The organism is Acinetobacter sp. TW_SC_4 (assembly GCF_054861205.1).
The window spans coordinates 2,789,208-2,814,719 of record NZ_CM142174.1; the positions used below are offsets into that span (position 1 = coordinate 2,789,208).

A 25,512-nucleotide genomic window follows, 5' to 3' on the forward strand; every position below is an offset into this window, starting at 1 on the left:
CATGCTGATTTATGTGATTCCATTAGTGATATTGATCATCGTATTAATTGTCGTAAAAAAACGACAAGATGCTCAAGAATCAGATAAAGCAAAAACTAAAACTGTAAAAGCGAAAAAACCTGGCGCTGCGTCAAAATCCACTTCACAAAGAACCAAAGTGGTCGAGCCAGCCGGAGTCGTTAAAAAATCAGCAACGCCTCTATCAGCAGAAACACGCAAGAAAATTGAAGGTCTGATTCAGGAACGTAATTTCTTTGCAGCTGAAGCGCAAATCAATCAGGCACTGAATCGCGATAATTCTCAACATGAGTTATATTTACTGCTACTCGACATTCATATCCTGCAAAAAGATGAATTTGCGATTTCACAGCTGATTAACCATGTTCGCTCTCTGGAACTGGAAGATATTCTGGCTCAGGCTGAGGTCAAAAAGCGTGAGTTTGAAAACTCTTCGGTCGCTGATCAGGATACTATTGATTTCCCAAGTGCTCAGCCACAAATCCCTCCTATACAGGAAAGTAAACCTTCGACAGATGCCTTTGCAGACCTGGTTGCCACTCCTGCTTCAAACGAACAGGCATTTGATGCATTACAACAGGAACTGCAACCAAGCAAACCAGCTGCTGTAGCGGAACCAGTACCTGATATCCAACCCTTGGAGTTCAACTTTGAACCGAAGATTCCAGCGGCTGAGCCAGTAAAAACGGAAGAAGCTTCGCCTGTATCAGATAATTCAGTTGAATTTGATCTTCAGATGAGTACTGCTGAAACCCAGACTGCTCCAACAGCAGCAACTGAGTCAGCACCGGTTATGAATTTTAAGCTTGAGCTTGAACCATCTGTATCTTTAGAAACAGAATCAGCGCCTGCAACAACAGAAGAAATCCAGCCTTTAGATTTTTCTTTCTCTCTAGACACTCCAGCACCTGCTGCGGAAAAAACAGCCGAACCTGCAACTGAGTTTGACCTGTCTAGCCTCGATATTGCAACGCCTGCAACTGAAACGCCTGCTGCGACTGAAACATCTGGACTAGATTTTAAACTTGATAATATCGAAGCTGTAAAAGAAGCTCCTGTTTCTACAGGGGTGAATTTTGAGATTCCGACAGCGCCAGTAAATACAGCAACCGATCAACATGATCCATTGGTGCAGTCTTTCCCGGAGCTGATGGAAGTTAATGAAGCGGACCTTAACCTGGAGCTGGCACAGCAATATATCCAGTTAGGCGCTTATGCAGCTGCCCGTGAAGTCATTGCTGAACGTGAAACTGAATATACAGCAGCACAACGTCAGCAAGCCGATCAGTTGCTGAATCAAATCGCATCTTAATCAATTTCCCTTTACACTAAAGCAGTCACATTTGGCTGCTTTTTTTATGATGAAAGATATTGCACTGATTTATATGGGCGGCACCTTTGGCTGTGTCGGTGACCCGCTCGCCCCTATGTCTGCCGATTTATTTATTCCAAAACTGGAACAGCTGCTTGCTACGGATCAACCGTTGATTCAGTATTACTGCGCTCCTGTGATTAAGGACAGTAGTGCCTGTACTGCTACAGACTGGTTAGAACTGGTGCAATTTATCCAAAATCTGCAATCTGAACAGCAGATACAACATTTTGTGATTATTCACGGGACAGATACCCTGAGCTATGCCAGTGCAGTATTGGCACATTTTATGGGGAATTCAGCTCATATTGTGCTGACTGGCAGCCAGTATCCCCTCCTGAATGCTGAAGGCGATGCGCAACGCGAATTTAGCGATGCCATGGACAATCTGAGCTTTGCGCTCGCTTCAGTAACTCAGTGTAATGCAGGTGTTTATCTGGCTTTTCATCAGCAACTGATTCATGCCCAGACTACCTTAAAGCAGCATACCACTGAGCTGAATGCCTTTACTGGTCTGGACGCGCATATATCTATTCAGGCCAACCAGCAAAGTTATCAGGTTACGGCAAACGATATTGCCAAAGCTCCAGATTTTAACTGCATGAGCTTGATGATGCAGCCGATTGATTTAGTCCAACAGTTCAATAATCTGAAAAATATTTTGGCCCATCCGCCCCACTTCCTATTCCTGCAAGGTTTTGGAACCGGCAATCTGGCCGTCAATCCAGAGATCGTAGATTGCATCAACCAGCTCTATGCTAAAGGCTGTATCTCGGTCTTAACTACTCAAGTGCCTTTCGGTGCCACTGATCAGCGTTATGCTATTGCTGAATGGGTTCATGATTGCAAAATTCTGCTCAATGAAAGTTATGGCCATGCTGATCTTTATGCAAAAGCCCTAAAAATGTATTTACAATATGACACGGTAGAACAATGGCATACCCATTGGTACGATTAGACAGGTTTTGAGGTCATTATGCAGCGTTTTGCGGTGGGAATTGAGTTTTGTGGAACGAATTATCGAGGTTGGCAGACTCAACAGCCGGGCGTAATCAGTGTTCAGGAAACAATCGAGAAGGTACTCAGTAAAATTGCCGATAAACCGATTATTCTGCATGGTGCAGGCCGAACCGATGCCGGCGTGCATGCGACGAATATGGTTGCACATTTTGATACCCATGCCTTGCGTTCTGAACGAGGCTGGTTAATGGGCTCAAATAGCCAGTTACCTAAGGATATCTCGATCCAATGGATCAAGGAGATGGATAATGGCTTCCATGCACGCTTTAAAGCACAGGCACGCCGTTATCGCTATATTGTCTATAACCATCCGGTACGCCCTGCCTTGCTGCATAAACAGGTCACGCATATTTACTATCCACTTGATGTCAAAAAGATGATTGAGGCAGCTGCAAAGTTTGAAGGCACGCATAACTTTGAAAGTTTCCGTGCAGCAGCCTGCCAGTCCAATCAGCCGGTACGTCATGTACGTCATTGCCGCCTGATCCAGCATGGGCCTTATCTGATTCTAGATATTCAGGCGGATGGCTTCCTGCATCATATGGTACGCAATATCATGGGCTGTTTACTGGAAATCGGTCAAGGCATGTATGAGGTTGACCATATTGACCATATTTTTGCAGCAGAAGATCGTAAAGCAGCCGGAGTTACCGCACCACCGGACGGTCTGTATTTTATTCAGGCTGAATATCCAGAGCATTTTGACTTACCCAAAATACCTTTGGGTCCATATTGGTTGAATATGCCGGAATAAGCTAATTATTTTTAATTTTTAAATCCCTCCTAACCTCCCTTTAAAAAGGGAGGAACTCTCCTCCTGAGCAAAGCTTAAGCACTGCTTTAAGCTGAAGCGCAAGAAAGGAGGGACTTAGGATGGTAATTAACGCTGCTTCCGCTTCCGATATTCCACTGGTGTTTCATTGGTCCAGCGTTTAAAGGCACGGTAGAAGGTACTCGGTTCCGAGAATCCAGTCAGATAAACAATACGCTCCACACTTTCATTGGTACTCGCTAATAAACGTTTAGCCAGACGACAGCGATAATCGGACAGAATCTGCTGGAAACTAGTATTAGCCTCACTGAGCTGGGTACGTAAACGACGTGGAGTAATATTCAGTTGAGCGGCTACAGTTTCCAAAGTCGTTTCACCGCTTTCTAAAGTAGAACCGATTGCACGACGCACTTCCCCGACTAAATCGTAACGAGCCAGTTCCTGTAATTTTTCAATCGCCAGCTGTTCATGTAGCTGCAACAGTTCCGGTTCTGCCTGCCAAAGTGGAAAATCCAGAATACTTGGATCAAAATACAAACGGGTTTCTTTCTGCCCCAAACTTACCGGACATTCATAAACCCGGAAATATTCTTCATCTGCCGCGCCTTTGGAAAAATTAAAATCGATATAGATCGGTTCAAAACGGCCTTCAGTAATAAATTTAAAGAAACGCAACACACCTGACATCGCACATTCGGTAAAGTGACGATTGACCAGACTTTCAGCAAAAGGCTGTTCACCATTGGTCAGATAGCAGCGATCATCTTCGACCACCAGCTTGGCATGAAAGGCATCACTGATCAGACGCTGATAAGCCAGTGCACGTTTCAAGCCTTCACCAAAATTCTCTGATGAAATAAACAGATGCTCAATCACCTGTCCGCGATAGAGTGGCAAATGTTCACCCAGATGCAATCCGATATCCGGGTCCTTACTGACCTCTTCTGCGGCAACCCAGAAGGCATACTGAGCACTAAGCGGAGTACGGTCATTGGTCTCCACCTGATTTAAAGCGACTCCTGCTTTCGTCAGAAGTTCTTCTGTTGGCAAACCTGCACGACGAATCGCCTGATAGCCTAAACGCAATACGACTGATGCATCCGTTAGCTGACTCACTCAAAAACCTTCCTTGTATGTACTTCATTTATACTTAAAAAGATTGAAATTAGATTAACTGTGATTGACCAAACTGACAACAGATACCATACGCTTTTTAGTTAAAAAAGTTTAAACTCATACTTCGCTTATTTTACTGACAGATGATCAGTCTAACGCCCATTACACCTTGTGTTTTGCGAAAAAATTGACTATAATTTGCGCCTTTCCAATTTATTCATTCAGGTAGGCTATGGCCAATAAAGAGGAACTCATCGAGTTCGAAGGCGTTGTCACCGAGACGCTTCCTAATACTATGTTCCGTGTACGTTTAGAAAACGGTCACGAAGTAATTGCCCATATTTCTGGTAAAATGCGTAAACACTATATTCGTATTTTGACTGGCGATAGCGTGAAGGTCGAAATGACTCCTTATGATTTGACTAAGGGTCGTATCACATACCGTGCGCGCTAAGTTTTAGCGGAAGCAAAAGCCACTCATCCAGTGGCTTTTTTATTGCCTTTTCTTTTATATCAATTCCCCTGCACATTCCCTATACTGCATTCGAAGATAATCATTTCTATTTTTCCTCTAATAAAAACAGTGAATCATTCATGCAAAAAATCTTGTTTTCTCTGATCCTAGGAATCAGCCTGAGTGCCTGCGCCACTACCAATTCGACAAAATCACGACAACTAGATCAGCAACTACAGCAATATATCGGCCAATCTGCAGAGTCAATTCGCAAGGATCTGGATTTAACTGCACTCGGTTTTAAGACCTCAAAAGCACCTGTACAAACGGAAAACGTCTGAGTTATACCGTACTTCGCACCATTTAACTTCCGTTGGGAACACCCGCCATTCAGCAAAGTGTCAGTATAGGTGCCCCTGTACGACTCGCAACTGCACCCGGCCCGGGTTATCAGGTTGAAATGCCTTGTCAGATTCATTTACAGCTAGAACAAGGGACTGCCCAATCCGTGCAATATAGCGGACGTGCCTGTTAATACTCATTTTTGCTTTTTATTCATTTTGAAGTGAATATAAGAACATTCTAAGTTGTCTTGGATTTGATGGCTACAGCTAACATCTAACTGCCTGATTATTGTTGTCTTACCTAATAATAAATTACAACAGTTCCTCTCACACTTTGCTACTACACTGTTTTTAAGCGTTCCTTGAGTAGGAGTGATGTGATGTTGTTAAGCAAAGGGACTCCTCTGGTATTGGGCTTGAGCATCCTGTTGCTCGGTCTGTCAGGGTGTGCACAGACACCCACGATCAGCCAGGCCGACCGTGAAGCTTATTTACAGCAATTTATTGGCCAGAGCAGCCAGTATATTGATCGCAATTTAGATTTGAAACGTTTGGGTTATCAGCAAATCAGTGAACCTGAGCTCAGCTCCCAACAGCTCAGCTATGTCGTAGAACGTCCTGTGACCGTGCCCTTACCGATTGCCCAATTTCCGGCAGCAGGTACAGGCACAGTTCCGGTTCCAGTCACTGTGAGTCCTGCATCAGGGTATGATGTGAATTTGCAATGCAAGATTACCTTTTTGCTTAAAGACAATATTGCAACTTCTGTCAGCCTTACGGGTCGAACCTGTTAATCAAAATCAGTCATAAAAAAACGCAGCTCAAGGCTGCGTTTTTTACGTAGAAATACTGAGTAACTTAATTCAATGCAGTCACAACTGCCTGACCCATTTCCACCGTACCCACTTTAGTCATGCCTTCAGACATGATGTCAGCCGTACGCAGACCTTGGTCTAAAACATTACCTACCGCATCTTCAATAGCTTTTGCAGCCGCTTCTTCACGGAAGGTATAACGCAGCATCATGGCTACAGACAGAATGGTTGCCAATGGGTTTGCCAGGTTTTGACCTGCGATATCTGGTGCAGAACCATGGCAAGGTTCGTACATCCCTTTACCATTTTCATCCAATGAAGCTGATGGCAACATACCGATTGAACCAGTCAGCATTGCAGCTTCATCAGACAGGATGTCACCGAACAGGTTTGAAGTCACAATCACATCAAACTGCTTAGGCGCACGTACTAATTGCATCGCAGCATTGTCTACATACATATGAGACAAGTTAATGTCTGGATATTGCTCTTCTTTCAGTGCAGTCACGGTTTGTTTCCAAAGCTCAGTCACTTCAAGCACGTTGGCTTTATCGACTGAACATACTTTACCGTCACGCAGGCCAGCAAGTTCGAACGCAACTTTGGCAATACGCTTGATTTCAGATTCTGCATAAACGTCAGTGTTAAAACCTTGTTTTTCGCCATTTTCCAGTTCACGGATCCCGCGTGGCTGACCGAAGTAAATACCGCCGGTCAATTCACGTACGATCAAGATATCCAGACCAGAGACAATTTCCGGTTTCAAGCTAGAGGCATCAGCCAATTGTGGATAAAGAATCGCTGGACGTAAGTTCGCAAACAGATTCAACTCACTACGTAGTTTTAACAGGCCACGTTCTGGACGGATTGAACGCTCAATCGTATCCCATTTTGGACCGCCTACAGCGCCGAGCAGAATTGCATCTGCTTTTTTCGCCTGTTCAGAGGTTACCTCTGGATAAGGTGAACCGTGTGCATCAATCGCAGCACCACCTAAAAGACCTTGTTCCCATGTTAAACCCAGATTGAATTTTTCATTAACTCGTGTAAGCACCTGTTCTGCGGCTTTTACAATCTCAGGGCCAATACCGTCACCAGCTAAAATCAAAATTTGTTTAGACATGAGCTTTTCCATTTATAAGGTCAGGCATCCACCTGACTAGGTTAAATTTTTTTTTCTACAAACTCTGCAATGCCATTGATGACATTATAGGGTTTGCAAAAACGACGAATCACTTTCTGCTCTTGCAACAGGTCCACACACAATGGATCAGGTGCAGAGGCATTTAATAAACTGGTGCTACGTGCATTTCGGTCACGGAACATTTTCAAGGTATAGCGTTTATTCGCCTTAAACTGCTGGAACAGATGCAAGGTCTCAGCCTTATCCTTGCTAATCGGATAGAAACGCACCACCAGTTCATGCTGCCCTTCCGGCACAGATAAATAAATCGGATTATCCTGTTTCAGGTTTTTGGCCTGCAAACGAACCAGACGCTGATCTAGCGCTTCTGGGCTGATTCGCTTGGTGGACTCATCCACAATCATGGTCCGATCTAAACGTTCAAACTGACAATCCGGTGTGCCTGCACAATAAATCAAAGCATTGGATTTGCTTTCTGCATCTTCTTTGGCATGTTTAAGTTTGAAGGTATCAATGCTCTGACACGCGGTCATCAGCACTGATACTGCACTTAGAGCAAGCCACTGTTTCCAATACGTTGCCATGATGTCTGTATTAACCTATCAAAAAAATTAATAATCTTCTGATATTAGCAAGGCCTTCGCAGTCATGCCATGACAATTTTTGCTGTTTTATGAATGAATTTCAGCAAATACCCATGGGCGTGATTGTTTGGTTTTTTCTTCGTAGGCACGAATATCATCTGCCGCCTGCAAAGTTAAGCCAATATCATCCAAACCATTTAACAAACAATGCTTACGGAATGGGTCCACTTCAAACTTGAAGCTTTCGCCATTTGGTGTACGAACTTCCTGCGCTTCCAGATCAATCGTTAACTGATAACCTTCAGCTGCTGCACATTCCTTGAATAACTGATCAACCGTTTCTTCCGGCAAGATCACCGGCAACATGCCATTTTTAAAACAGTTATTAAAGAAAATATCAGCAAAGCTTGGCGCAATCACAGTACGGAAACCGTATTCATTCAAGGCCCAGGGCGCATGCTCACGGCTTGAACCGCAACCGAAGTTAGCACGTGAAATTAAGATCGATGCACCTTGATAACGTGGCTGGTTTAATACGAAGTCCGGGTTAATCGGACGAACCGAGTTGTCCTGACCTGGATAACCTTCATCCAAATAACGCAATTCATCAAACAGGTTTTCACCGAAACCGGTACGTTTGATCGATTTCAAAAACTGTTTTGGAATAATTAAATCTGTATCGACATTGGCACGGTCTAAGGGTGCAACAATACCTTGTTCAACGGTATAAGCTTTCATATTTCTGCTCCTGCGTACCAATTAAAATGAACGGACATCAACAAAGTGACCGGCAATCGCTGCAGCAGCAGCCATGGCTGGGCTCACCAAATGGGTACGACCGCCATTACCCTGACGACCTTCAAAGTTACGGTTTGAAGTTGAGGCACAATGCTCGCCTGGCTGCAATTTGTCAGCATTCATTGCCAAGCACATAGAACAACCTGGTTCACGCCATTCAAAACCAGCTTCGATAAAGACTTTGTCCAAACCTTCAGATTCTGCCTGCTGTTTCACCAAACCCGAACCCGGAACGATCATGGCCTGTTTAATGCTAGAAGCCACTTTACGACCTTTGATCACTTCAGCCGCAGCACGAATATCTTCGATACGTGAATTGGTGCAGGAACCGATGAATACACGGTCTAACTGAATATCTGCTAAAGCCTGACCTGCAGTTAAGCCCATATATTGATAAGCACGGTTCCAGTCATTGCGCTGTACATCATCTTTGGCCTGTTCCAAAGTTGGGACCGCTTGAGACACCGGAATCACCATCTCAGGAGAAGTCCCCCAAGAGACTTGTGGTTCAATCTCTTCACCTTGCAACACCACAACTGTATCGAAGTGCGCGCCTTCATCAGAATGCAAGGTATTCCAGTACGCAACCGCCTGATCCCATTGCTCGCCTTTCGGTGCATATGGACGGTCTTTGACATACTCAATGGTTTTTTCATCGACTGCGACCATACCGACACGTGCACCCGCTTCAATTGCCATGTTACATACGGTCATACGGCCTTCGATCGACATGTCACGGAATACCTGGCCACCAAATTCAATTGCGTGACCTGTACCGCCAGCAGTTCCGATTTTACCGATAATGGCTAAAACCACATCTTTCGGTGTTACGCCCTGACCTAATTTACCGTCAACGCGTACCAACATGTTTTTCATTTTCTTTTGAACCAGGCATTGGGTTGCCAATACATGTTCAACTTCTGAAGTCCCGATCCCGTGTGCCAAGCAGCCGAATGCACCATGTGTCGCGGTATGTGAGTCACCACATACAACCGTCATACCTGGCAAGGTTAAGCCCTGCTCAGGACCAACAACGTGCGCGATCCCTTGACGAATATCGTTAATATCAAATTCAACAATATCGAACGTCTTACAGTTGTCATCCAAGGTTTGTACCTGGATACGTGAAGTATCATCTTCAATCCCAGCCACGCCCTGCTCACGCTCTTTTTTAGAGGTCGGTACGTTATGGTCAGGTGTTGCGATGTTGGCACTTAAACGCCATGGCTTACGGCCAGCAAGTTGCAAGCCTTCAAAGGCTTGTGGTGAAGTCACTTCATGCAATAAATGACGGTCGATATAAAGTAGAGCTGAACCATCATCTCGTTGTTTTACTAAATGATCATCCCATAACTTATCGTATAATGTTTTTGCTGTTTGGGTCTCGCCTGCCATGTCGATGTGCTCCACTGGACTGGGTAAATTCTTTCGCTAATTTTGATTATATCGCTGCATTCACATAAATCTAATTTATCATTTTTATTAGTTAAAAAACTTTTTGGAATCTTTTAAAACTTAAATTAAATCATAGTTTAGCTCTCTTTTTATAAATCTAATTTTCCGATCGTTTTATTAAAAATATTCGTTTTTACAAATTAAATGAGAATTATTATTATTTCCTCATCGGCACAAATTATCTGTTTTGAGGAAGATCCACATGGCACATATTCAACGTTTCGTAGAAAACAATCAGCGCATGTTCAAAAAGACATTTAGCTATTACATCATGCACATCACCGTTGCGATGTTAGTGGGCTATTTTGTCACAGGCAGTTTAACCATGGCGATTGCCTTGAGTTTATTAGAACCGACTGTACAGGCGGTTGCTTTCTTCTTCCACGAGAAAATCTGGGAAGCAAAACGCCAGCAACAGGATGAGGAAATCACCGCATAATTTTTTGTCGATCTTCCTCTTTTAGCCACCTACCCTCGGTGGCTTTTTTTATGACATAAAATAAAACATTTAAAAATGTGTATTAATTCAACATTAAACCAAGAGTTCTATATTTTTACTTTGATTTATTCTTAAATTATTACAATAATAAACTTAAGCATAAAAAAACTTTATAGGTGATCAAGATGAATCTCGCAGCTTTTGAAGCCTTTGTAAAAGTCATGGAAACAGGTTCGATTTCTCTGGCTGCAGATCAGCTTTTTATTACCCAACCGGCTGTGACCAAACGTATTCACAGTCTGGAAGAATATTTCGGGGTGAAATTATTTGAATCTGCGGGCCGTGGTGTACAGGCTACTCATGCGGCACATTCCCTGCTGCCTAAGGTAAAAAACTGGCTGAACGAGCTGGGTGATATTCACTATACCCTGAGTCATGAACAGGGTCAGGTACAAGGTAAACTGAAAATTGGCACCAGTCATCATATTGGCCTGCATCACTTACCGAGCCATCTGCGTGAATATGTACAGCAATATCCAAATGTGACGCTAGATGTACATTTTGTAGATTCAGAACAGGCACATGAACAGGTGATGGCGGGTGATCTGGAACTGGCTTTCCTGACCTTGCCACCGCATGGTGATGAACGTCTGAAATATGTCACCATCTGGAATGATCCTCTGGTTTTTGTGGTAGCGCCGTTCCATCCGCTGGCTCAGCAAAAAAACCTGTCTCTTGAAGATCTTGTGAATTACCCGAGCCTTCTACCTTCTGCGCAGACCTATACCACGCAGATTACTATGGCCGAGTTTGAAAAACAGGGTATCAAGCCGAAAACGACCATGAGCAATAACCCGCTTGAATCCATCCGGATGCTGGTTTCGATTGGTTTAGGCTGGTCAGTCTTACCCAAAACCCTGGTCAATCATGACCTGCAAGAACTGGATCTGAATCTGGAAATGAACCGTCAGCTCGGTATGGTCTGGCATCCGGGTCGTACTCAATCCAAGGCAGCTGAAGCATTGGTTCAACTGATGCAAGGCCCGTCAATTTAAAACTAATTTTCACATTTCTCTGCTGCATCAATATCGGTGCAGCATTTTGTTACCTAAATACATCGCATCTGTCACTTCCTTTCAAGTACTTTTAAAAGCATCAAATTCATTTTCCTGAAGATGAAAAATTAAAACGTACTCAAGGAAGCACAGAATGCAGATCAAATCTTCTGATTCCAAAACTTTATTATCTTCTTCTCATGACCTGCTCGAAGAAATGGGTTTATGGAAACCGCTTAAACCAACGCTACAGCCTACTCCCAACCTTGATTTTGAAGATGAACCGACGACGCGTGCCGTATTACGTAATTATTTTCTAAATACCTTTGACACCTATGAGCAACTGTTTGACTGTCTGAAGAATGAAGAAGCCTTTTATGTCAAACCGATTGCCTTACGTCATCCACTGATCTTTTATTTTGGTCATACTGCCACTTTTTTTATCAATAAGCTGTTGCTGGCTCAACTGATTCCGGAACGTTTAAATCCGCATATGGAAAGCATATTTGCGATTGGTGTAGATGAAATGAGCTGGGATGATCTGGATGAACAGAACTATCACTGGCCTAGCATTCAAGCGGTACGTGATTACCGGCATCAGGTACGTGCCCTGGTCTTGAAAGTGATAGAACATGCGCCGCTACAACTTCCACTAAACTGGCACAATCCCTGGTGGACCATCATCATGGGCATTGAGCATGAACGGATTCATCTGGAAACGTCTTCGGTTTTAATCCGCCAGCATCAGTTACGTTATGTACAAAATCATCCGCAGTGGCGTGCCAATGTCATTACCGGTATTGCACCTGAAAATAGTCTGGTAAAGGTACCGGCAGGTCAGGTCAATTTACATAAAAATTTCGAACATGCTTTTTATGGCTGGGACAATGAATACGGCCACCATCATGCCGAAATTGAAGAATTCGAAGCCTCTAAATATCTGGTATCCAATCAGGAGTTTTTAGCCTTTGTGGAAGCAGAGGGTTATCAGACAGCTAACTACTGGACTGAAGAAGGCCAGCAATGGTTGGCATTTTCTCAAGCCACACATCCTACCTTCTGGATCAAAACTGAACTGGGTTGGTCCTTAAGACTGATGCTGGAAGAAGTTCCGATGCCTTGGGACTGGCCAGTCGAAGTGAATTATCATGAAGCCAAGGCTTTCTGTAACTGGAAATCAGTACAGACCGGAGAGTCCATTCGCCTGCCAACTGAAGATGAATGGTATCGACTGTATGCAGTTTCAGGACTGGATCCCAAATTACCAAGTTCTGAGCAAGCCAATATTGAATTAAAATATGGCCCTAGCTCTTGTCCGGTGGATCATTTTCAGCATGGCGATTTTTATGATGTTCAGGGCAATGTCTGGCAATGGACCGAGACCCCGATTTATCCTTTCGAAGGCTTTCAAGTCCATCCCTTCTATGATGATTTTAGTACCCCTACCTTCGATGGCCAACATCATCTGATTAAAGGCGGTTCCTGGATTTCGGCCGGTAATGAAGCCCTGCACAGTTCACGCTATGCATTCCGGCGACATTTTTTCCAGCATGCCGGTTTTCGCTATGTTGCCGCGGAAGAGACATCACTGCAGTTTCACTCGCAATATGAAAGCGATCAGCTGATTTCCCAATATCTGGAATTCCAGTATGGGGCGGAATATTTCGGTGTTCCAAACTTTGCACAAAGCCTCATCAAACTAGCCCGTCCTTATTTTCAGAACATTCCATGCCATAAAGCACTGGATATCGGGTGTGCGACTGGACGTGCCAGCTTTGAACTGGCTCAAGATTTTGATCAGGTCACCGGTCTAGATTTTTCTGCCCGTTTTATTCAGCAAGGCGTAGTACTGGCCCAAGGAGAGACCCTGCGCTATAGCATTCCTGTTGAGGGCGAACTGGTGGAATATAAATCCTGCTCACTGGCAGAACTTGGACTTGAGCAGGCTGCCAATAAGGTCGAGTTTTATCAGGCCGATGCCTGCAACCTGAAACCTCAGTTTACAGATTATGATTTTATTCTGGCAGCTAACCTGATTGATCGTCTGCATCATCCTAAAGCTTTTCTGAGTGAGATTCATAAGCGCCTGAATATGGGCGGCATTTTGATGCTGGCCTCGCCTTATACCTGGCTGGAAGAACATACAGCACGCAGTGAATGGATCGGCGGATTTAAGCAGGCAGGAGAAAACCTGAGTACCTTAGAGGGCATCAAGGCTTTACTTAGTTCACATTTTGAAATGCTAGACGAACCTGTGGATGTGCCTTTTGTGATTCGGGAAACAGCGCGTAAATATCAACATACCCTGTCCCAAGTAACTTTATGGAAACGAACACAGTAATACCCAAATGAAAAAGCCAATCAACTGATTGGCTTTTTGTTCACTACTCAATTCCGCTAGTGGCATCCTCGTGCAGAGATTCATTGAGCTGATCTACCACAATGGCCCATTCTCCATCTGAAGCAATTTTTTCAGCCAGGAACTGGCGCTGCGCATCTGACCAGTACGGCGCCTCCATCAGGTTTACATCTTTGGGTAATTGATGCTCATGAATAAATTGGGCAATCCCTTCTGCACTTGAATCCAGACCTAACTGTGCAAATAGATGAGTCATACGCGGTCTAACTTGGGTCATTTTCATTACCTCGGCGCTTGCTATCGTTATTGTCGACTTGCTTTATTTGCTCTGAGCATAGCATGTTTATGCAGCAACAGGCATGTCAAAAAGTAGCCTCTTCTGCTTATAAAAAAGCACAACCAAAGTTGTGCCTGATTAAATCGAAAGAATTACTTAAATCGACCAGTTCTGAATTTCCCAGCCCTGTTCTTTAGCCAGTGCTTCCAGACGATCATCCGGATTCACAGCAATGGCATGATCTGCATGTTCCAGCAGAAAACGGTCATTGATTGAATCTGAATAGGCCCAAGACTCGGTCACCTCACGACCAGCCAGCCATTGTTCCAGACGGGTCAGTTTACCTTGCTGATAGCAGGCGATATTGGTCACCTTACCGGTATATTTACCGTCAATGACTTCAGCATTGGTGGCAATAATTTCAGTAATCCCAAACTCACGGAAAATCGGTGCAGTAATAAAGTCCGAAGTTGCAGTAATGCCGACAATTTCATGCCCTGCATCTTTATGGCGCTGAATCGCTTTAAAACCTTCCGGACGCATCTGTGGGCGAATGACTTTTTGCATGAACAGTTGATGTAATTCGGTCAGATAATCATGGTCATGTTGAGTCAAAAACTGGAATACAAATTCATTATAGGCATAAGGATCCAGTTGACCCTTTTTATAGTCCTCATAGAACTTGTCATTCATGGCGCGGTGATGAACGGGATCCACCAGGCCTTCATTGACCAGGAATTCCCCCCAGGAATGATCCGAATCGGTGTTTAACAGGGTGTGATCGAGATCAAATAGCGCCAATTTCATGAAAATACTCGTAAAAACTGAAATTTAAGAAAAAAATTGTAAATCTATCTCCGCTAGTCGATAGAAATTCGTTAAGATCATAGCAATTTTAACATTTTTAAACTTTGCTTTTTTTCGAGTTGGATAAAGAAATAATATTCCCCGAAAGCAAAGGCATAAATTAAACAATTTTAGGTAGCCAAATGATCGACTCAGAAGGTTTCCGACCGAATGTCGGGATCATTTTGGCAAACGATGCTGGACAGGTTTTATGGGCAAAACGCATTGGTCATAATGCATGGCAATTTCCACAAGGAGGTATCCAATATGGAGAAACCCCTGAGCAGGCACTTTATCGTGAGCTGAGAGAAGAAGTTGGCTTACTGCCTGAACACGTCCAGATTATCGCGCAGACCAAAGGATGGTTGCGTTATCGTTTGCCGTATCGATACATTCGCACGGATTCAGATCCGGTATGTATCGGTCAAAAACAGAAGTGGTTTTTACTCAAACTGACGGCACCCGTACAGAACATTCAGCTTGATCTGTCCGATCCGCCCGAATTTGATCAATGGCAATGGGTCAGTTACTGGTATCCATTAGGCCAAGTGGTGAATTTTAAACGCGATGTTTATCGCAAGGCCATGATTGAACTCTGTCAGCAATTACCACAACAAAAACCTTAAAAAAATCGCGTGCATGTGCAGATTTTTTGCTCGGCTATTGTTATAAATAAACTAAATTACCGGACTTCTAAAAAAATACGGAGCAGCACCCATGTCGAATATGCAACTGGATACCCTGAGACGCATTGTCCAAGAGATTAATGCGTCTACCAGTTTGCATGAATCACTCGATATTATGGTCAATCAGGTCGCTGAGGCCATGCATGTGGATGTTTGCTCCATTTATCTGCTCGATGAACGCAACCAGCGTTATCTATTAATGGCATCTAAAGGCCTGAAGCCCGAAGCTGTCGGTCATGTTTCTCTACATACCGGTGAAGGCCTGGTTGGTCTGGTCGGTCAGCGTGAGGAAATCGTTAACCTCGACAATGCCCCTAAGCATGATCGTTTTCTGTATTTACCGGAAACGGGCGAAGAAATTTATAATTCCTTTCTGGGCGTTCCGGTCATGTACCGCCGTAAAGTCATGGGCGTACTGGTTGTCCAAAATCAAGAATCCCAGGATTTTAGTGAAGCAGCCGAATCTTTCCTGGTTACGCTATGTGCTCAGCTTTCGGGCGTAATCGCTCATGCACATGCAGTCGGCAATATTGATGTATTCCGAAAACCAAATAATTTACCGGCATATAAAACCTTCCAGGGCGTATCCGGTTCTGGCGGGATCGCACTTGGTCGCGCCATTGTGCTTTATCCCCCTGCAGATCTAGGCGCTGTTCCGGATCGTGAAGCAGATAATATTAGCGAAGAACTGGCTTTGCTAGATAATGCTTTAAATTCGGTGCGTGAAGAAATTCAGTTCCTGGATGACAAAATGCAGGATGCGCTGATGGCCGAAGAACGTGCTTTGTTCAGTGTATTCCTGCGTATGCTGGATGAAAATGCCCTGCCATCAGAAATTAAAGCACTGATTCGTGATGGTCACTGGGCACAAGGTGCGGTTCGCATCGTGATTGATAACCATGTGGCGCAGTTTGTCCAGATGGAGGATGATTACCTGCGTGAACGTGTCGCTGATCTAAAAGATCTGGGACGTCGTATTCTGGCCAAGTTGCAGGAAGCCGATGAAAGCCATCGCGAACTGACCGATGAAAGCATCCTGATTGGTGAAGAAATTTCAACGGCTGCACTGGTGGAACTGCCTGTTGATAAGATTGCCGCGATTGTCACCACTGAAGGTGCCATGAATTCGCACATGGTGATTGTGGCACGCGCACTCGGTATTCCGACTGTCGTGGGTGTGACTGAACTGCCCATCAATACTCTGGATGACGTCGAGATGATTGTCGATGCGCATCAGGGCCGTATCTTTATCAATCCACCACGTCGTCTGCGTACCCGCTATAAAGAAATTCAGAAAGAAGAAGAACAGATTGCCAAAGATCTACGTCAATACGAGACCAAAGATGCAATTACGCCAGATGGTACCGCTGTACGTCTGTTTGTAAATACCGGCCTGATGATTGATGTGGTTCGTGGTGTACAGCGTGGTGCCAAAGGTGTTGGCCTATACCGTTCGGAAATCCCGTTCATGCTACGTGACCGCTTCCCGGGAGAAGAGGAACAACGTGCCATTTACCGGCAGCAACTGAGTCACTTTGCCAATAAACCGGTAGTCATGCGAACGCTGGATATTGGTGCAGATAAAGACCTGCCATATTTCTCGATTAAGGAAGAAAATTCAGCATTGGGCTGGCGCGGAATTCGTTTTACGCTGGATCATCCTGAAATCTTCTCTTCACAAATTCGCGCCATGCTGAAAGCCAGTATCGGTCTGAACAATCTGCATATCCTGTTGCCGATGGTGACCAGTGTCAGTGAAGTTGAAGAAGCACTGTATCTGTTAGAACGTGATCATCATGCCGTTCAGGAAGAAGAACAGGTCAAAATTACCAAGCCGCAAATCGGGATTATGGTGGAAGTGCCGAGCGTACTGCATCAGATTGATGAGTTTTCTGAACTGGTTGATTTCTTCTCGGTCGGTTCTAACGATTTGACCCAATATTTACTTGCTGTCGACCGTAATAACCCACGTGTGGCCAATGTCTATTCACATTTGCATCCAGCGATTCTGCGTGCTCTGACCCGTCTGGTAGAGGATTGTCACCGTAATAACAAACCGATCAGTATCTGTGGTGAAATGGCTGGTGATCCTCTATCGGCCGTACTATTAATGGCCATGGGATTTAATACCTTGTCCATGAGTTCTAGCAATATTTTGAGAGTCCGAAAAACGATCTGTCATGTACCGATGCCGGATGCACAGGAATTACTCAAACATGTACTAAAACTGGACAATCCACTCATGGTAAAAAGCTGGATGGAGCATTATTTTAGAACACATGGTTTAGGAGATATGGTGAAATCCACCACCCGTATGGTCAGCGCTTAAGGAGGAACTTTTCCAGGTTCCTCTGCATCAGTCGAGGTACTTATGGAATTTGTACTTATCCTGCTTATGCTGGCTGCAGCATTTTATTTTATTATTGCACCGGCCTTACGTTCGCAAAAATCCAGATATACATCTTCTGGTGGTCGTAATAATACAAGTACCAGTCACCAGTATATCCGTGAAACTGAACGTCCTAAAGCCTGTCCCTTATGGGGAATTGAAATTTCTCGTAGCCAGCAACGGCGTTTAGGCAAGAATGATCCATCGGTCATTGCGGCAAAACTGTATCGGCAACAGCTAGGAAAATTTGCCAGTTTTCAGCAGACTCGGCCTATGGCTGATGCTGATCGAAATAGATCTTCGAGTTCTGCGACCCTGCCTCGTTTTTTTCAAAATATGTTTCCCGAAGAAGCTTCTTCAACCACCCGGAGGACTTCACCGCATTCTTCGAAAAGAAATTCATCTTTTAACTATACCTGACAGAATCCCTTAAAATCAGCTTCTGCCCAAAACAGATCTACGTCTTCCTGGCCGCCCTAAGCCGCCCATAAAAAAGGGCGATCATCTTGTTGATATCGCCCTTGTTTGTGCTTGGTATAACCACGTTTTGCATTTTTCTTCCGGTCTACAAAAACCTGGCTTTTGTTAACTTCATGCATGTGTTTTGCCACAAAATTGTGGATCACCACCTGCTTGGCTGTTTTTTTCTTGGCCATTTTGCTCTCTATGTGACTTGGAGGAAGGAGTGAGATAATTATAGGGCTGACTGACTAATTTTCAAGCATATTTGCCAATGCTTTTTTAAAAATAAAGCCCATTTAGCTAGGATTTTCTGTATGCAACAATGCGAGCTATAACCAGAAAATACCCTTATTCCATTCATTATTGTTATGGGTTTCTTCAGCCAAACAAAACTCAATTAAAAAACCATTTAAAATAAAACAGTTATAAAATTCATTTTAAATACCACTTTTCACTTATTATTTTTATCCTTTGATAAAAACATATTATGGACTTAGATATTGTTATTTTCGTTTAATCCCATTCATTATTCGAGTTATTCAAAATATATAGAATTTGATATTGTCAGAGAGTGGAAAACCCATTACTTTTTAAGAGTAACCATTTAATTTTCAATATTTTAAACTTTATTAACTTTAAAAATATTTTTTGAGTGAGCTCACTCAATTATATCCTGAATTCTATTTTGTGCTGTCACACCCTTTATTTAAAGATATTGTAAATATAGTGAAACCTGATCTGATTAGCATATATTTCAATATTTTATGAATACTAGATAAACGACACAAGATATTCAAAACTTGGAGAGGAAAGATGAGCCAAGATTTTAAAAAATGCCCTGTCACCCACCTGACCACTGAAGCTGGTGCGCCTGTGGTCGACAACCAGAACAGTATGACGGCAGGTGCGCGTGGACCTTTACTTGCTCAGGATTTATGGCTGAATGAAAAACTGGCTAACTTTGTTCGTGAAGTGATTCCTGAGCGCCGTATGCACGCAAAAGGTTCAGGTGCATTTGGTACTTTTACTGTGACCAGTGACATTACTGAGTACACCCGTGCAAAAATTTTCTCGGAAGTTGGCAAAAAAACCGAAATATTTGCCCGTTTTTCGACCGTCGCTGGTGAACGCGGTGCAGCTGATGCAGAACGTGACATTCGTGGTTTTGCCCTGAAGTTCTATACTGAAGAAGGTAACTGGGACCTAGTCGGTAACAATACGCCGGTATTCTTCCTGCGTGATCCACGCAAATTCCCTGACTTAAACAAAGCAGTAAAACGCGATCCGAAAACCAATAAGCGTAGCGCCACCAATAACTGGGATTTCTGGACTTTATTGCCGGAAGCTCTACATCAGGTCACCATTGTAATGTCGGATCGTGGGATTCCGGCTGGTTACCGTCATATGCACGGTTTCGGCAGTCATACCTACAGTTTTATCAATGCCCAAAATGAACGCTTCTGGGTAAAATTCCATATGCGTACCCAGCAAGGCATCAAAAATCTGACTGATGCTGAGGCAGCAGAGCTAATTGCTAAAGACCGTGAAAGCAGCCAGACTGACCTGTTTGATGCGATTGAACGTGGTGATTATCCGAAATGGAAAATGTACGTTCAGATCATGCCTGAAACCGATGCCGAGAAAGTGCCTTATCATCCGTTTGACCTGACCAAAGTCTGGCCGAAAGGTGATTATCCGCTGATTGAAGTAGGTGAATTCGAACTCAACCGTAATCCGGAAAACTATTTCCAGGACGTAGAACAAGCAGCTTTTGCGCCAAGCAATCTGGTACCAGGCATTAGTTACTCACCGGATCGTATGCTACAGGCACGCTTAGTCAACTATGCTGATGCTGCACGTTACCGCGTGGGCGTGAATCATGCCCAGATTCCGGTCAATGCTGCACGTTGTCCGGTACATTCAAATCATCGTGATGGTTTGGGCCGTATGGACGGCAACTATGGTTCATTGCCGCATTATGAGCCGAACAGTTTCAGCCAGTGGCAGGAACAGCCAGAATTCAGAGAGCCACCACTCAAAATCACGGGTGATGCAGATTTCTGGGATTATCGCAAAGATGATAATGACTACTTCAGCCAGCCACGTGCCCTGTTCAACCTGATGAATGATGAGCAGAAACAGGCTCTATTTAACAATACCGCAGCCGCAATGGGTGATGCGCTTGATTTCATCAAGTACCGTCATATCCGTAACTGTTATGCTTGTGATCCAGCCTATGGTGAAGGTGTTGCCCAAGCTCTTGGGATGAGCGTAGCTGATGCCCAGATGGCTCGAGCAACTGATCCAGCCAAAGGCCTACCAAGCTTTCTCTAAGTTTTTCAGCTTGAACTGAGCGAATAAAAAAAACCACCCGAGGGTGGTTTTTTTATTGGTGTTAAATTAAAGCATCAGGAATATGAATTGCAGTTCAATTTAAGCGGCTTCACGTTGATGTTTAACATCATAACGGTCAGCGTTCATGACTTTGGTCCAGGCTTTGACAAAGTCACTTACAAATTTTTCCTTATTGTCATCCTGAGCATAGACTTCAGAATAGGCACGTAAAATTGAGTTAGAACCGAAGACCAGATCGACACGGGTTGCAGTCCATTTCAGGTCATGCGTTTGACGGTCACGGATTTCGTGAAGGTTTTCTTCTACCGGCACCCAGACATTATTCATATCCATCAGGTTCACAAAGAAATCATTGCTCAATACACCGACCCGATCAGTCAGTACGACATGCTTGCTTCCACCATGATTAGCACCTAGGACCCGCATTCCACCAATTAATACTGTCATTTCTGGTGCTGTAAGTCCCATCAATTGAGTACGATCGACCAGCATTTCTTCTGGCTGAGCGGAGTAGTTCTGTTTTAACCAGTTACGGTAGCCATCATGCAACGGTTCCAGATCTTTAAATGAATAGACATCGGTTTGTTCCTGAGTCGCATCTCCCCGGCCTGGAATAAATGGCACCTGAATATCTACCCTAGCTTCCTGTGCTGCTTTTTCTACTGCGGCCGATCCGCCCAGTACAATCAGGTCAGCGATACTGACTTTTTTCTCCAGACCTGCCTGAATTTCTTCAAGTTTGTTCAGCACTTTATTCAAGCGCTCCGGTTCATTGCCCACCCATTCACGTTGTGGCTGTAAACGAATACGGGCACCATTGGCCCCACCACGATAAGTCCGTGCACTGTCCCAAGCGGTATTGATCAGCTCAAAGCGACTCAAGCCGCTATCCAGCAGTTTTTCTTTCAGGTCCGCAATTTCGCTCTCATTTAAGGTGTAATCTACTGATGGAATTGGATCTTGCCAGATCAGGTCTTCTTCCGGTACATCCGGCCCCAGATAACGAGATTTCGGCCCTAAATCACGATGGGTCAATTTGTACTAGGCACGGGCAAAAGTTTCGGAAAAATACTCCGGATCACGATAGAATTTTTCGGAAATTTCCCGATACCCCGGGTCGATTTTCAGCGCCATATCGGCATCGGTCATGATCGGATTACGGCGCACATTGGTCATATGCGCATCCAATGGGCGATCTTCTTCTTTAATATTAATCGGCTCCCATTGCCATGCGCTGGCCGGGCTCTTTTTTAGCTCCCAGTCATAGTTCAGCAGCAGATAAAAGAATTCATTGTCCCAGCGGTTCGGGTTAGTCGTCCAAGCACCTTCCAGACCACTTACCATGGTATAGGCGGCATTACCGGTTTCTTCCAGGTTATTCCAGCCCAAACCCTGTAATTCGAGTGGTGCAGCTTCTGGCTCCGGTCCAAGTACATCAGCCTTACCATTTCCATGTGCTTTCCCGACGGTATGTCCACCTGCCGTCAGAGCGACGGTTTCTTCATCATTCATGGCCATACGGTCGAAGGTGGTACGCATATCCTGTGCGGTTTTTAACGGATCCGGTTTGCCGTCCACCCCTTCCGGATTGACATAAACCAGTCCCATTTGTACTGCAGCAAGAGGATTTTCCAGCGTATTCCGGTCTTCTTTATTGTCATAACGTTCGCGGGTCGCATCCAGCCATTTATGCTCTGCACCCCAATAAATATCTTTTTCTGGATGCCAGATATCTTCACGCCCACCGGCATAACTAAAGGTTTTTAACCCAGCCACCTCATATGCGACCGTACCAGCCAGAATAATCAAATCTCCCCAAGAAATTTTATTGCCATATTTCTTTTTCACTGGCCATAACAGACGGCGGCCTTTGTCGGTATTGACGTTATCTGGCCAGCTATTCAATGGCGCAAAACGTTGATTACCGGTATTCGCACCCCCACGTCCATCCTGCTTACGGTAGGTTCCGGCCAGATACCAGGCGGTACGCACCATCATGCCAATATAGCTGCCCCAGTCCGCGGGCCACCAGTCCTGACTGGAGGTTATCAGTTCCCTGTTTAACTGCTTCCAGATCTAGTTCGCTAAAGGCTTTAGCGTAGTCAAAATCAGGGTCCATGGGATTCGTTTTGCGGTCATGCTGATACAAAATATCCAAATTCAGTGCATTGGGCCACCAGTCTATATTCGAGCTACCAGCGGCAGTATGCGCTGATAGAAGGGACATTTACTTGTGCCAGGTTGTGTAGGCTTATTCATGAAGGCTTCTCCAGCTTTATAGTTAACCTGCTTGTTTTTCCAAGCTATTTCCATTATGAGCTATTTCACCTTACTGGCTTTTTTACAGAGCTTAAAGATAGACTCACCAAACACTACAATCCTGATGCCAAGCCATAATATTGTAGTAGCCATCCAATTAAGAAAAGTTGATCACTCCCATTTTTATTTTCAAATGAGCCAAAGAATTTAAAGTGACGAACATCCTTGTTAAGAAGTTTTATATTAATGTGTGTAGAACTACACTATCAAAGCCATATCGCAAAAAAGAAGTATAACGATGAGCAAAAATATTGAAGATATCATTCAAAGCCATGACATCATTTTATTTGATGCGGTTTGTGTGATTTGTAATGGCTGGGCAAAGTTTCTGATTAAATACGATAAAAAAATCCAGTTTAAACTGGTCTCTGCACAATCGGAGCTGGGCACTGCCCTGCTTAAGCACTACCAGATGTCGACAGAACATTACACCACCATGGTAGTCATTAAGGATGGCAAACTTTATACCGAATCTACTGCTTTACTGAAGGTGATGCAGCATCTCGGTTTTCCATTTTCTTTGATGAATGCTGGCTATTTCATTCCACGTTTTATTCGCGATTTTCTATATCGTCTGGTGGCTTTAAACCGCTATAAGCTATTTGGCAAAACTGATTCTTGTCTGATTCCTTCTCTCGAAAATAAACGCCACTTTCTGGAAGAGGCTGTCCATGAATTCTGATTCTGTATTAATGCAACCGCTGCGTACAATCCAGTTTGCCTTAGCTGCACTCTGGCTGTATCAGGGCTTGGTTCCAAAAATTCTGTTCCAATCTACTGCTGAACTGCAAATCTGGCAAAATATGGGGGTTAGCCTACTGCTCGCTAAAAGCTTGGTAGGCTTATCTGGGTTGTGTGAAATACTGTTTGGTTTGTGCTTTTTAAAATGGAACAGATCCCTTCTATTACATGGTTTGAATATTGCTGGACTGGGCGGATTATTACTGCTGATCGTACTCACCGACCCTTTACAGCTTATAGCCGCCTTTAATCCTGTAGTAATGAATATCGCGATGCTGATGCTTTTTGTTATCGTCATTCAAATAATTCAACAAGAACAAAGAGAAGCCCTTAGACAATAATCCGTTTACCTTCACGAATACAGTAAAACGGGTTAATCAGCTTGGATGAATGCTGGATAATATGCTGCAGTTCATTTTCAGGCTGGTCACGTGCTTCATCGGTGAGCTGGAAGGTCCGATAATGGATCGCCATTGAACAACGTGCCATTAAGTCCTGATGGGCATGAAAAGCATCTTCCGGATTCATGTGAATATTGCGCATCAATTCACGTGGTTCATAGGCACCGATCGGCAACAGCGCAATTCGTGGTGGCCCAAGGCGTTTTCGAATTTCCTTGAAATGCGGCGCATAACCGCTATCCCCAGCAAAATAGCAATGATCCTTGCCATTCAATAAGGAAAAACCGCCCCATAACGCACAGTTCTGATCGCGCATTCCACGTCCTGAAGCGTGCTGTGCTGGCGAATAGACAATCTGGATATCTTCAAAAAATGCATTTTCCCACCAGTCCATTTCAATGACATTATAGTCTTTAGGCAGGTACCAGCCATTGCCAAGGCCAGTATAGATCGGCATTTGATAGGTTTGATGCAGCCAGGCCAAGGTCGCCAGATCCATATGATCATAATGGTTATGGCTGAGCAATACGGCATCAATATGCGGCAGCTCATCCAGGGCAATGCCAGCAGGAATAACGCGCTGTGGCCCTCGGGATGCAAAAGGACTGGCATATTCACACCAGACCGGATCAGTCAGAAAATTATACGGCCCGATCTGGATCAGAGCGGTGGCATGCCCAATAAACCAGATTTGCCAGTCATCTAAAGTGGCTTCCGGCCGGTTTTGTGGCAAGGCACGCGGACGTGAAAAAAACTCGGCACGTTCCTGTTCCAGATTCACTTCCCAGGTGCTGGATTTTCTGGTGAATAACCATTTATACAAGTCAAAGCGACTTTGCTCGAGCGAATGATGCTCCAGATTCTTAAACCGCTCACCATCAAAATGATCGGAATGTAGATAATCAAATACCGGCTTGGACCAGAGATGTTTCCAACTGGACTCAGTCTCAAGCTGAAATTTTTTAGTCTTGAAAAGATCTTGCATAAATATCCACTATTTATTATTTGTTATATGCAAGACAGCATCCACTTGGAATTTTCAAACGGAGCATCTCTTTAAATCGCATACAAACTTATATACTTCGGTATTCCAGCATAGTATGAAATACGTGCCTAAGATTCATTTATGTTTTTGTTATTTTTAGCAAAACATCGAGCCAATGGAAAGACCAAAACCGATGAAAATCTTCTAAAAAAATAAATACTGGTGATCAAGTTTGTGCCCATTCTGCTTTCTAAAAAGACAGGAGAATGATCAATATTCATCCGATAATTCTCACTCCATACCTGA

25 protein-coding genes and 1 pseudogene are annotated in these 25,512 nt (G+C 44.1%); 16 read left to right on the forward strand and 10 right to left on the reverse strand.

What is annotated here, in order from left to right; genetic code table 11:
• Nucleotide 1: 1 nt before the first annotated feature.
• The 3 genes from ACWM1W_RS13640 to truA are packed head-to-tail and all read left to right on the forward strand — an operon-like array spanning nucleotide 2 to nucleotide 3,164.
• Nucleotides 2-1,330, forward strand: coding sequence for a fimbrial protein FimV (locus ACWM1W_RS13640; protein WP_312308964.1), 1,329 nt, complete (start codon nucleotides 2-4; stop codon nucleotides 1,328-1,330).
• A 46-nt stretch (nucleotides 1,331-1,376) separates the two neighbouring features.
• Complete coding sequence (locus ACWM1W_RS13645; protein WP_005232338.1) at nucleotides 1,377-2,348, forward strand: asparaginase domain-containing protein; 972 nt, start codon at nucleotides 1,377-1,379, stop codon at nucleotides 2,346-2,348.
• Between the two features lie 18 nt (nucleotides 2,349-2,366).
• Nucleotides 2,367-3,164 (forward strand): tRNA pseudouridine(38-40) synthase TruA, encoded by a 798-nt coding sequence (gene truA, locus ACWM1W_RS13650; RefSeq protein WP_005232340.1) that lies wholly within the window; start codon nucleotides 2,367-2,369, stop codon nucleotides 3,162-3,164.
• A gap of 126 nt (nucleotides 3,165-3,290) precedes the next feature.
• Here truA and ACWM1W_RS13655 read toward each other — a convergent pair whose 3' ends face one another.
• Entirely contained in the window at nucleotides 3,291-4,298 is a 1,008-nt protein-coding gene (locus tag ACWM1W_RS13655) for an AraC family transcriptional regulator (RefSeq protein WP_004781856.1), read from the reverse strand.
• Between the two features lie 232 nt (nucleotides 4,299-4,530).
• Between ACWM1W_RS13655 and infA the strand changes: the two genes are divergently transcribed.
• From infA to ACWM1W_RS13675, 4 genes are all read left to right on the forward strand, one after another.
• Nucleotides 4,531-4,752 (forward strand): translation initiation factor IF-1, encoded by a 222-nt coding sequence (infA, locus tag ACWM1W_RS13660; RefSeq protein WP_001284370.1) that lies wholly within the window; start codon nucleotides 4,531-4,533, stop codon nucleotides 4,750-4,752.
• Between the two features lie 140 nt (nucleotides 4,753-4,892).
• Complete coding sequence (locus tag ACWM1W_RS13665) at nucleotides 4,893-5,093, forward strand: hypothetical protein (RefSeq protein WP_005232343.1); 201 nt, start codon at nucleotides 4,893-4,895, stop codon at nucleotides 5,091-5,093.
• Nucleotides 5,094-5,125: 32 nt separating this feature from the next.
• Nucleotides 5,126-5,287, forward strand: a complete 162-nt coding sequence (locus tag ACWM1W_RS13670; RefSeq protein ID WP_158651681.1) for a hypothetical protein — start codon at nucleotides 5,126-5,128, stop codon at nucleotides 5,285-5,287.
• A gap of 189 nt (nucleotides 5,288-5,476) precedes the next feature.
• Nucleotides 5,477-5,890, forward strand: a complete 414-nt coding sequence (locus tag ACWM1W_RS13675; protein ID WP_005232345.1) for a hypothetical protein — start codon at nucleotides 5,477-5,479, stop codon at nucleotides 5,888-5,890.
• 64 nt (nucleotides 5,891-5,954) lie between these two features.
• Here ACWM1W_RS13675 and leuB read toward each other — a convergent pair whose 3' ends face one another.
• The 4 genes from leuB to leuC all read right to left on the reverse strand — a co-directional run bounded on the left by leuB (nucleotide 5,955) and on the right by leuC (nucleotide 9,832).
• Complete coding sequence (leuB, locus tag ACWM1W_RS13680; protein ID WP_005232348.1) at nucleotides 5,955-7,034, reverse strand: 3-isopropylmalate dehydrogenase; 1,080 nt, start codon at nucleotides 7,032-7,034, stop codon at nucleotides 5,955-5,957.
• A 41-nt stretch (nucleotides 7,035-7,075) separates the two neighbouring features.
• Complete coding sequence (locus ACWM1W_RS13685) at nucleotides 7,076-7,639, reverse strand: hypothetical protein (RefSeq protein ID WP_005232350.1); 564 nt, start codon at nucleotides 7,637-7,639, stop codon at nucleotides 7,076-7,078.
• An 87-nt stretch (nucleotides 7,640-7,726) separates the two neighbouring features.
• Nucleotides 7,727-8,377 (reverse strand): 3-isopropylmalate dehydratase small subunit, encoded by a 651-nt coding sequence (gene leuD / locus ACWM1W_RS13690; RefSeq protein WP_005232352.1) that lies wholly within the window; start codon nucleotides 8,375-8,377, stop codon nucleotides 7,727-7,729.
• A 21-nt stretch (nucleotides 8,378-8,398) separates the two neighbouring features.
• Complete coding sequence (gene leuC / locus ACWM1W_RS13695; RefSeq protein ID WP_005232354.1) at nucleotides 8,399-9,832, reverse strand: 3-isopropylmalate dehydratase large subunit; 1,434 nt, start codon at nucleotides 9,830-9,832, stop codon at nucleotides 8,399-8,401.
• Nucleotides 9,833-10,094: 262 nt separating this feature from the next.
• Between leuC and ACWM1W_RS13700 the strand changes: the two genes are divergently transcribed.
• The 3 genes from ACWM1W_RS13700 to ovoA all read left to right on the forward strand — a co-directional run bounded on the left by ACWM1W_RS13700 (nucleotide 10,095) and on the right by ovoA (nucleotide 13,727).
• Nucleotides 10,095-10,331 (forward strand): DUF2061 domain-containing protein, encoded by a 237-nt coding sequence (locus ACWM1W_RS13700; protein ID WP_005232356.1) that lies wholly within the window; start codon nucleotides 10,095-10,097, stop codon nucleotides 10,329-10,331.
• 185 nt (nucleotides 10,332-10,516) lie between these two features.
• Entirely contained in the window at nucleotides 10,517-11,386 is an 870-nt protein-coding gene (locus tag ACWM1W_RS13705; RefSeq protein WP_005232358.1) for a LysR family transcriptional regulator, read from the forward strand.
• A gap of 217 nt (nucleotides 11,387-11,603) precedes the next feature.
• Nucleotides 11,604-13,727 (forward strand): 5-histidylcysteine sulfoxide synthase, encoded by a 2,124-nt coding sequence (gene ovoA, locus ACWM1W_RS13710; protein ID WP_461603318.1) that lies wholly within the window; start codon nucleotides 11,604-11,606, stop codon nucleotides 13,725-13,727.
• A gap of 43 nt (nucleotides 13,728-13,770) precedes the next feature.
• On the opposite strand, the gene ACWM1W_RS13715 is transcribed toward ovoA, so the two are convergent.
• Nucleotides 13,771-14,022, reverse strand: a complete 252-nt coding sequence (locus ACWM1W_RS13715) for a DUF2789 domain-containing protein (protein WP_005232362.1) — start codon at nucleotides 14,020-14,022, stop codon at nucleotides 13,771-13,773.
• A gap of 156 nt (nucleotides 14,023-14,178) precedes the next feature.
• Nucleotides 14,179-14,829 carry an HAD family hydrolase gene (locus tag ACWM1W_RS13720; RefSeq protein WP_005232364.1) on the reverse strand — a complete coding sequence of 217 codons (651 nt, stop codon included), beginning with the start codon at nucleotides 14,827-14,829 and terminating at the stop codon, nucleotides 14,179-14,181.
• Between the two features lie 182 nt (nucleotides 14,830-15,011).
• On the opposite strand from ACWM1W_RS13720, the gene ACWM1W_RS13725 reads away from it, so the two are divergent.
• From ACWM1W_RS13725 to ACWM1W_RS13735, 3 genes are all read left to right on the forward strand, one after another.
• Nucleotides 15,012-15,494, forward strand: coding sequence for an RNA pyrophosphohydrolase (locus ACWM1W_RS13725; protein WP_004781838.1), 483 nt, complete (start codon nucleotides 15,012-15,014; stop codon nucleotides 15,492-15,494).
• 91 nt (nucleotides 15,495-15,585) lie between these two features.
• Entirely contained in the window at nucleotides 15,586-17,883 is a 2,298-nt protein-coding gene (gene ptsP, locus ACWM1W_RS13730; protein WP_005232368.1) for a phosphoenolpyruvate--protein phosphotransferase, read from the forward strand.
• 42 nt (nucleotides 17,884-17,925) lie between these two features.
• The gene (locus ACWM1W_RS13735) at nucleotides 17,926-18,363 is read left to right on the forward strand and encodes a hypothetical protein (RefSeq protein ID WP_005232370.1); all 438 of its coding nucleotides are present in this window, start codon (nucleotides 17,926-17,928) and stop codon (nucleotides 18,361-18,363) included.
• 56 nt (nucleotides 18,364-18,419) lie between these two features.
• Here the strand turns inward: ACWM1W_RS13735 and ACWM1W_RS13740 are convergent, their stop codons facing one another.
• Nucleotides 18,420-18,599 carry a DUF7230 family protein gene (locus ACWM1W_RS13740; protein ID WP_005232372.1) on the reverse strand — a complete coding sequence of 60 codons (180 nt, stop codon included), beginning with the start codon at nucleotides 18,597-18,599 and terminating at the stop codon, nucleotides 18,420-18,422.
• A 619-nt stretch (nucleotides 18,600-19,218) separates the two neighbouring features.
• Between ACWM1W_RS13740 and ACWM1W_RS13745 the strand changes: the two genes are divergently transcribed.
• Nucleotides 19,219-20,739: a catalase gene (locus ACWM1W_RS13745; RefSeq protein WP_005232374.1), complete on the forward strand. Its 1,521-nt coding sequence runs from the start codon at nucleotides 19,219-19,221 to the stop codon at nucleotides 20,737-20,739.
• 99 nt (nucleotides 20,740-20,838) lie between these two features.
• Here ACWM1W_RS13745 and katG read toward each other — a convergent pair.
• Nucleotides 20,839-23,019 (reverse strand): annotated as a pseudogene (gene katG / locus ACWM1W_RS13750) (catalase/peroxidase HPI).
• A 298-nt stretch (nucleotides 23,020-23,317) separates the two neighbouring features.
• On the opposite strand from katG, the gene ACWM1W_RS13755 reads away from it, so the two are divergent.
• Entirely contained in the window at nucleotides 23,318-23,761 is a 444-nt protein-coding gene (locus tag ACWM1W_RS13755) for a thiol-disulfide oxidoreductase DCC family protein (protein ID WP_005232381.1), read from the forward strand.
• A gap of 10 nt (nucleotides 23,762-23,771) precedes the next feature.
• Nucleotides 23,772-24,161 carry a DoxX-like family protein gene (locus ACWM1W_RS13760; protein WP_034580433.1) on the forward strand — a complete coding sequence of 130 codons (390 nt, stop codon included), beginning with the start codon at nucleotides 23,772-23,774 and terminating at the stop codon, nucleotides 24,159-24,161.
• On the opposite strand, the gene ACWM1W_RS13765 is transcribed toward ACWM1W_RS13760, so the two are convergent.
• Nucleotides 24,151-25,206 (reverse strand): MBL fold metallo-hydrolase, encoded by a 1,056-nt coding sequence (locus ACWM1W_RS13765; RefSeq protein WP_005232384.1) that lies wholly within the window; start codon nucleotides 25,204-25,206, stop codon nucleotides 24,151-24,153. The two genes, ACWM1W_RS13760 and ACWM1W_RS13765, sit on opposite strands and share 11 nt — an antisense overlap.
• Nucleotides 25,207-25,512 lie beyond the last annotated feature (306 nt).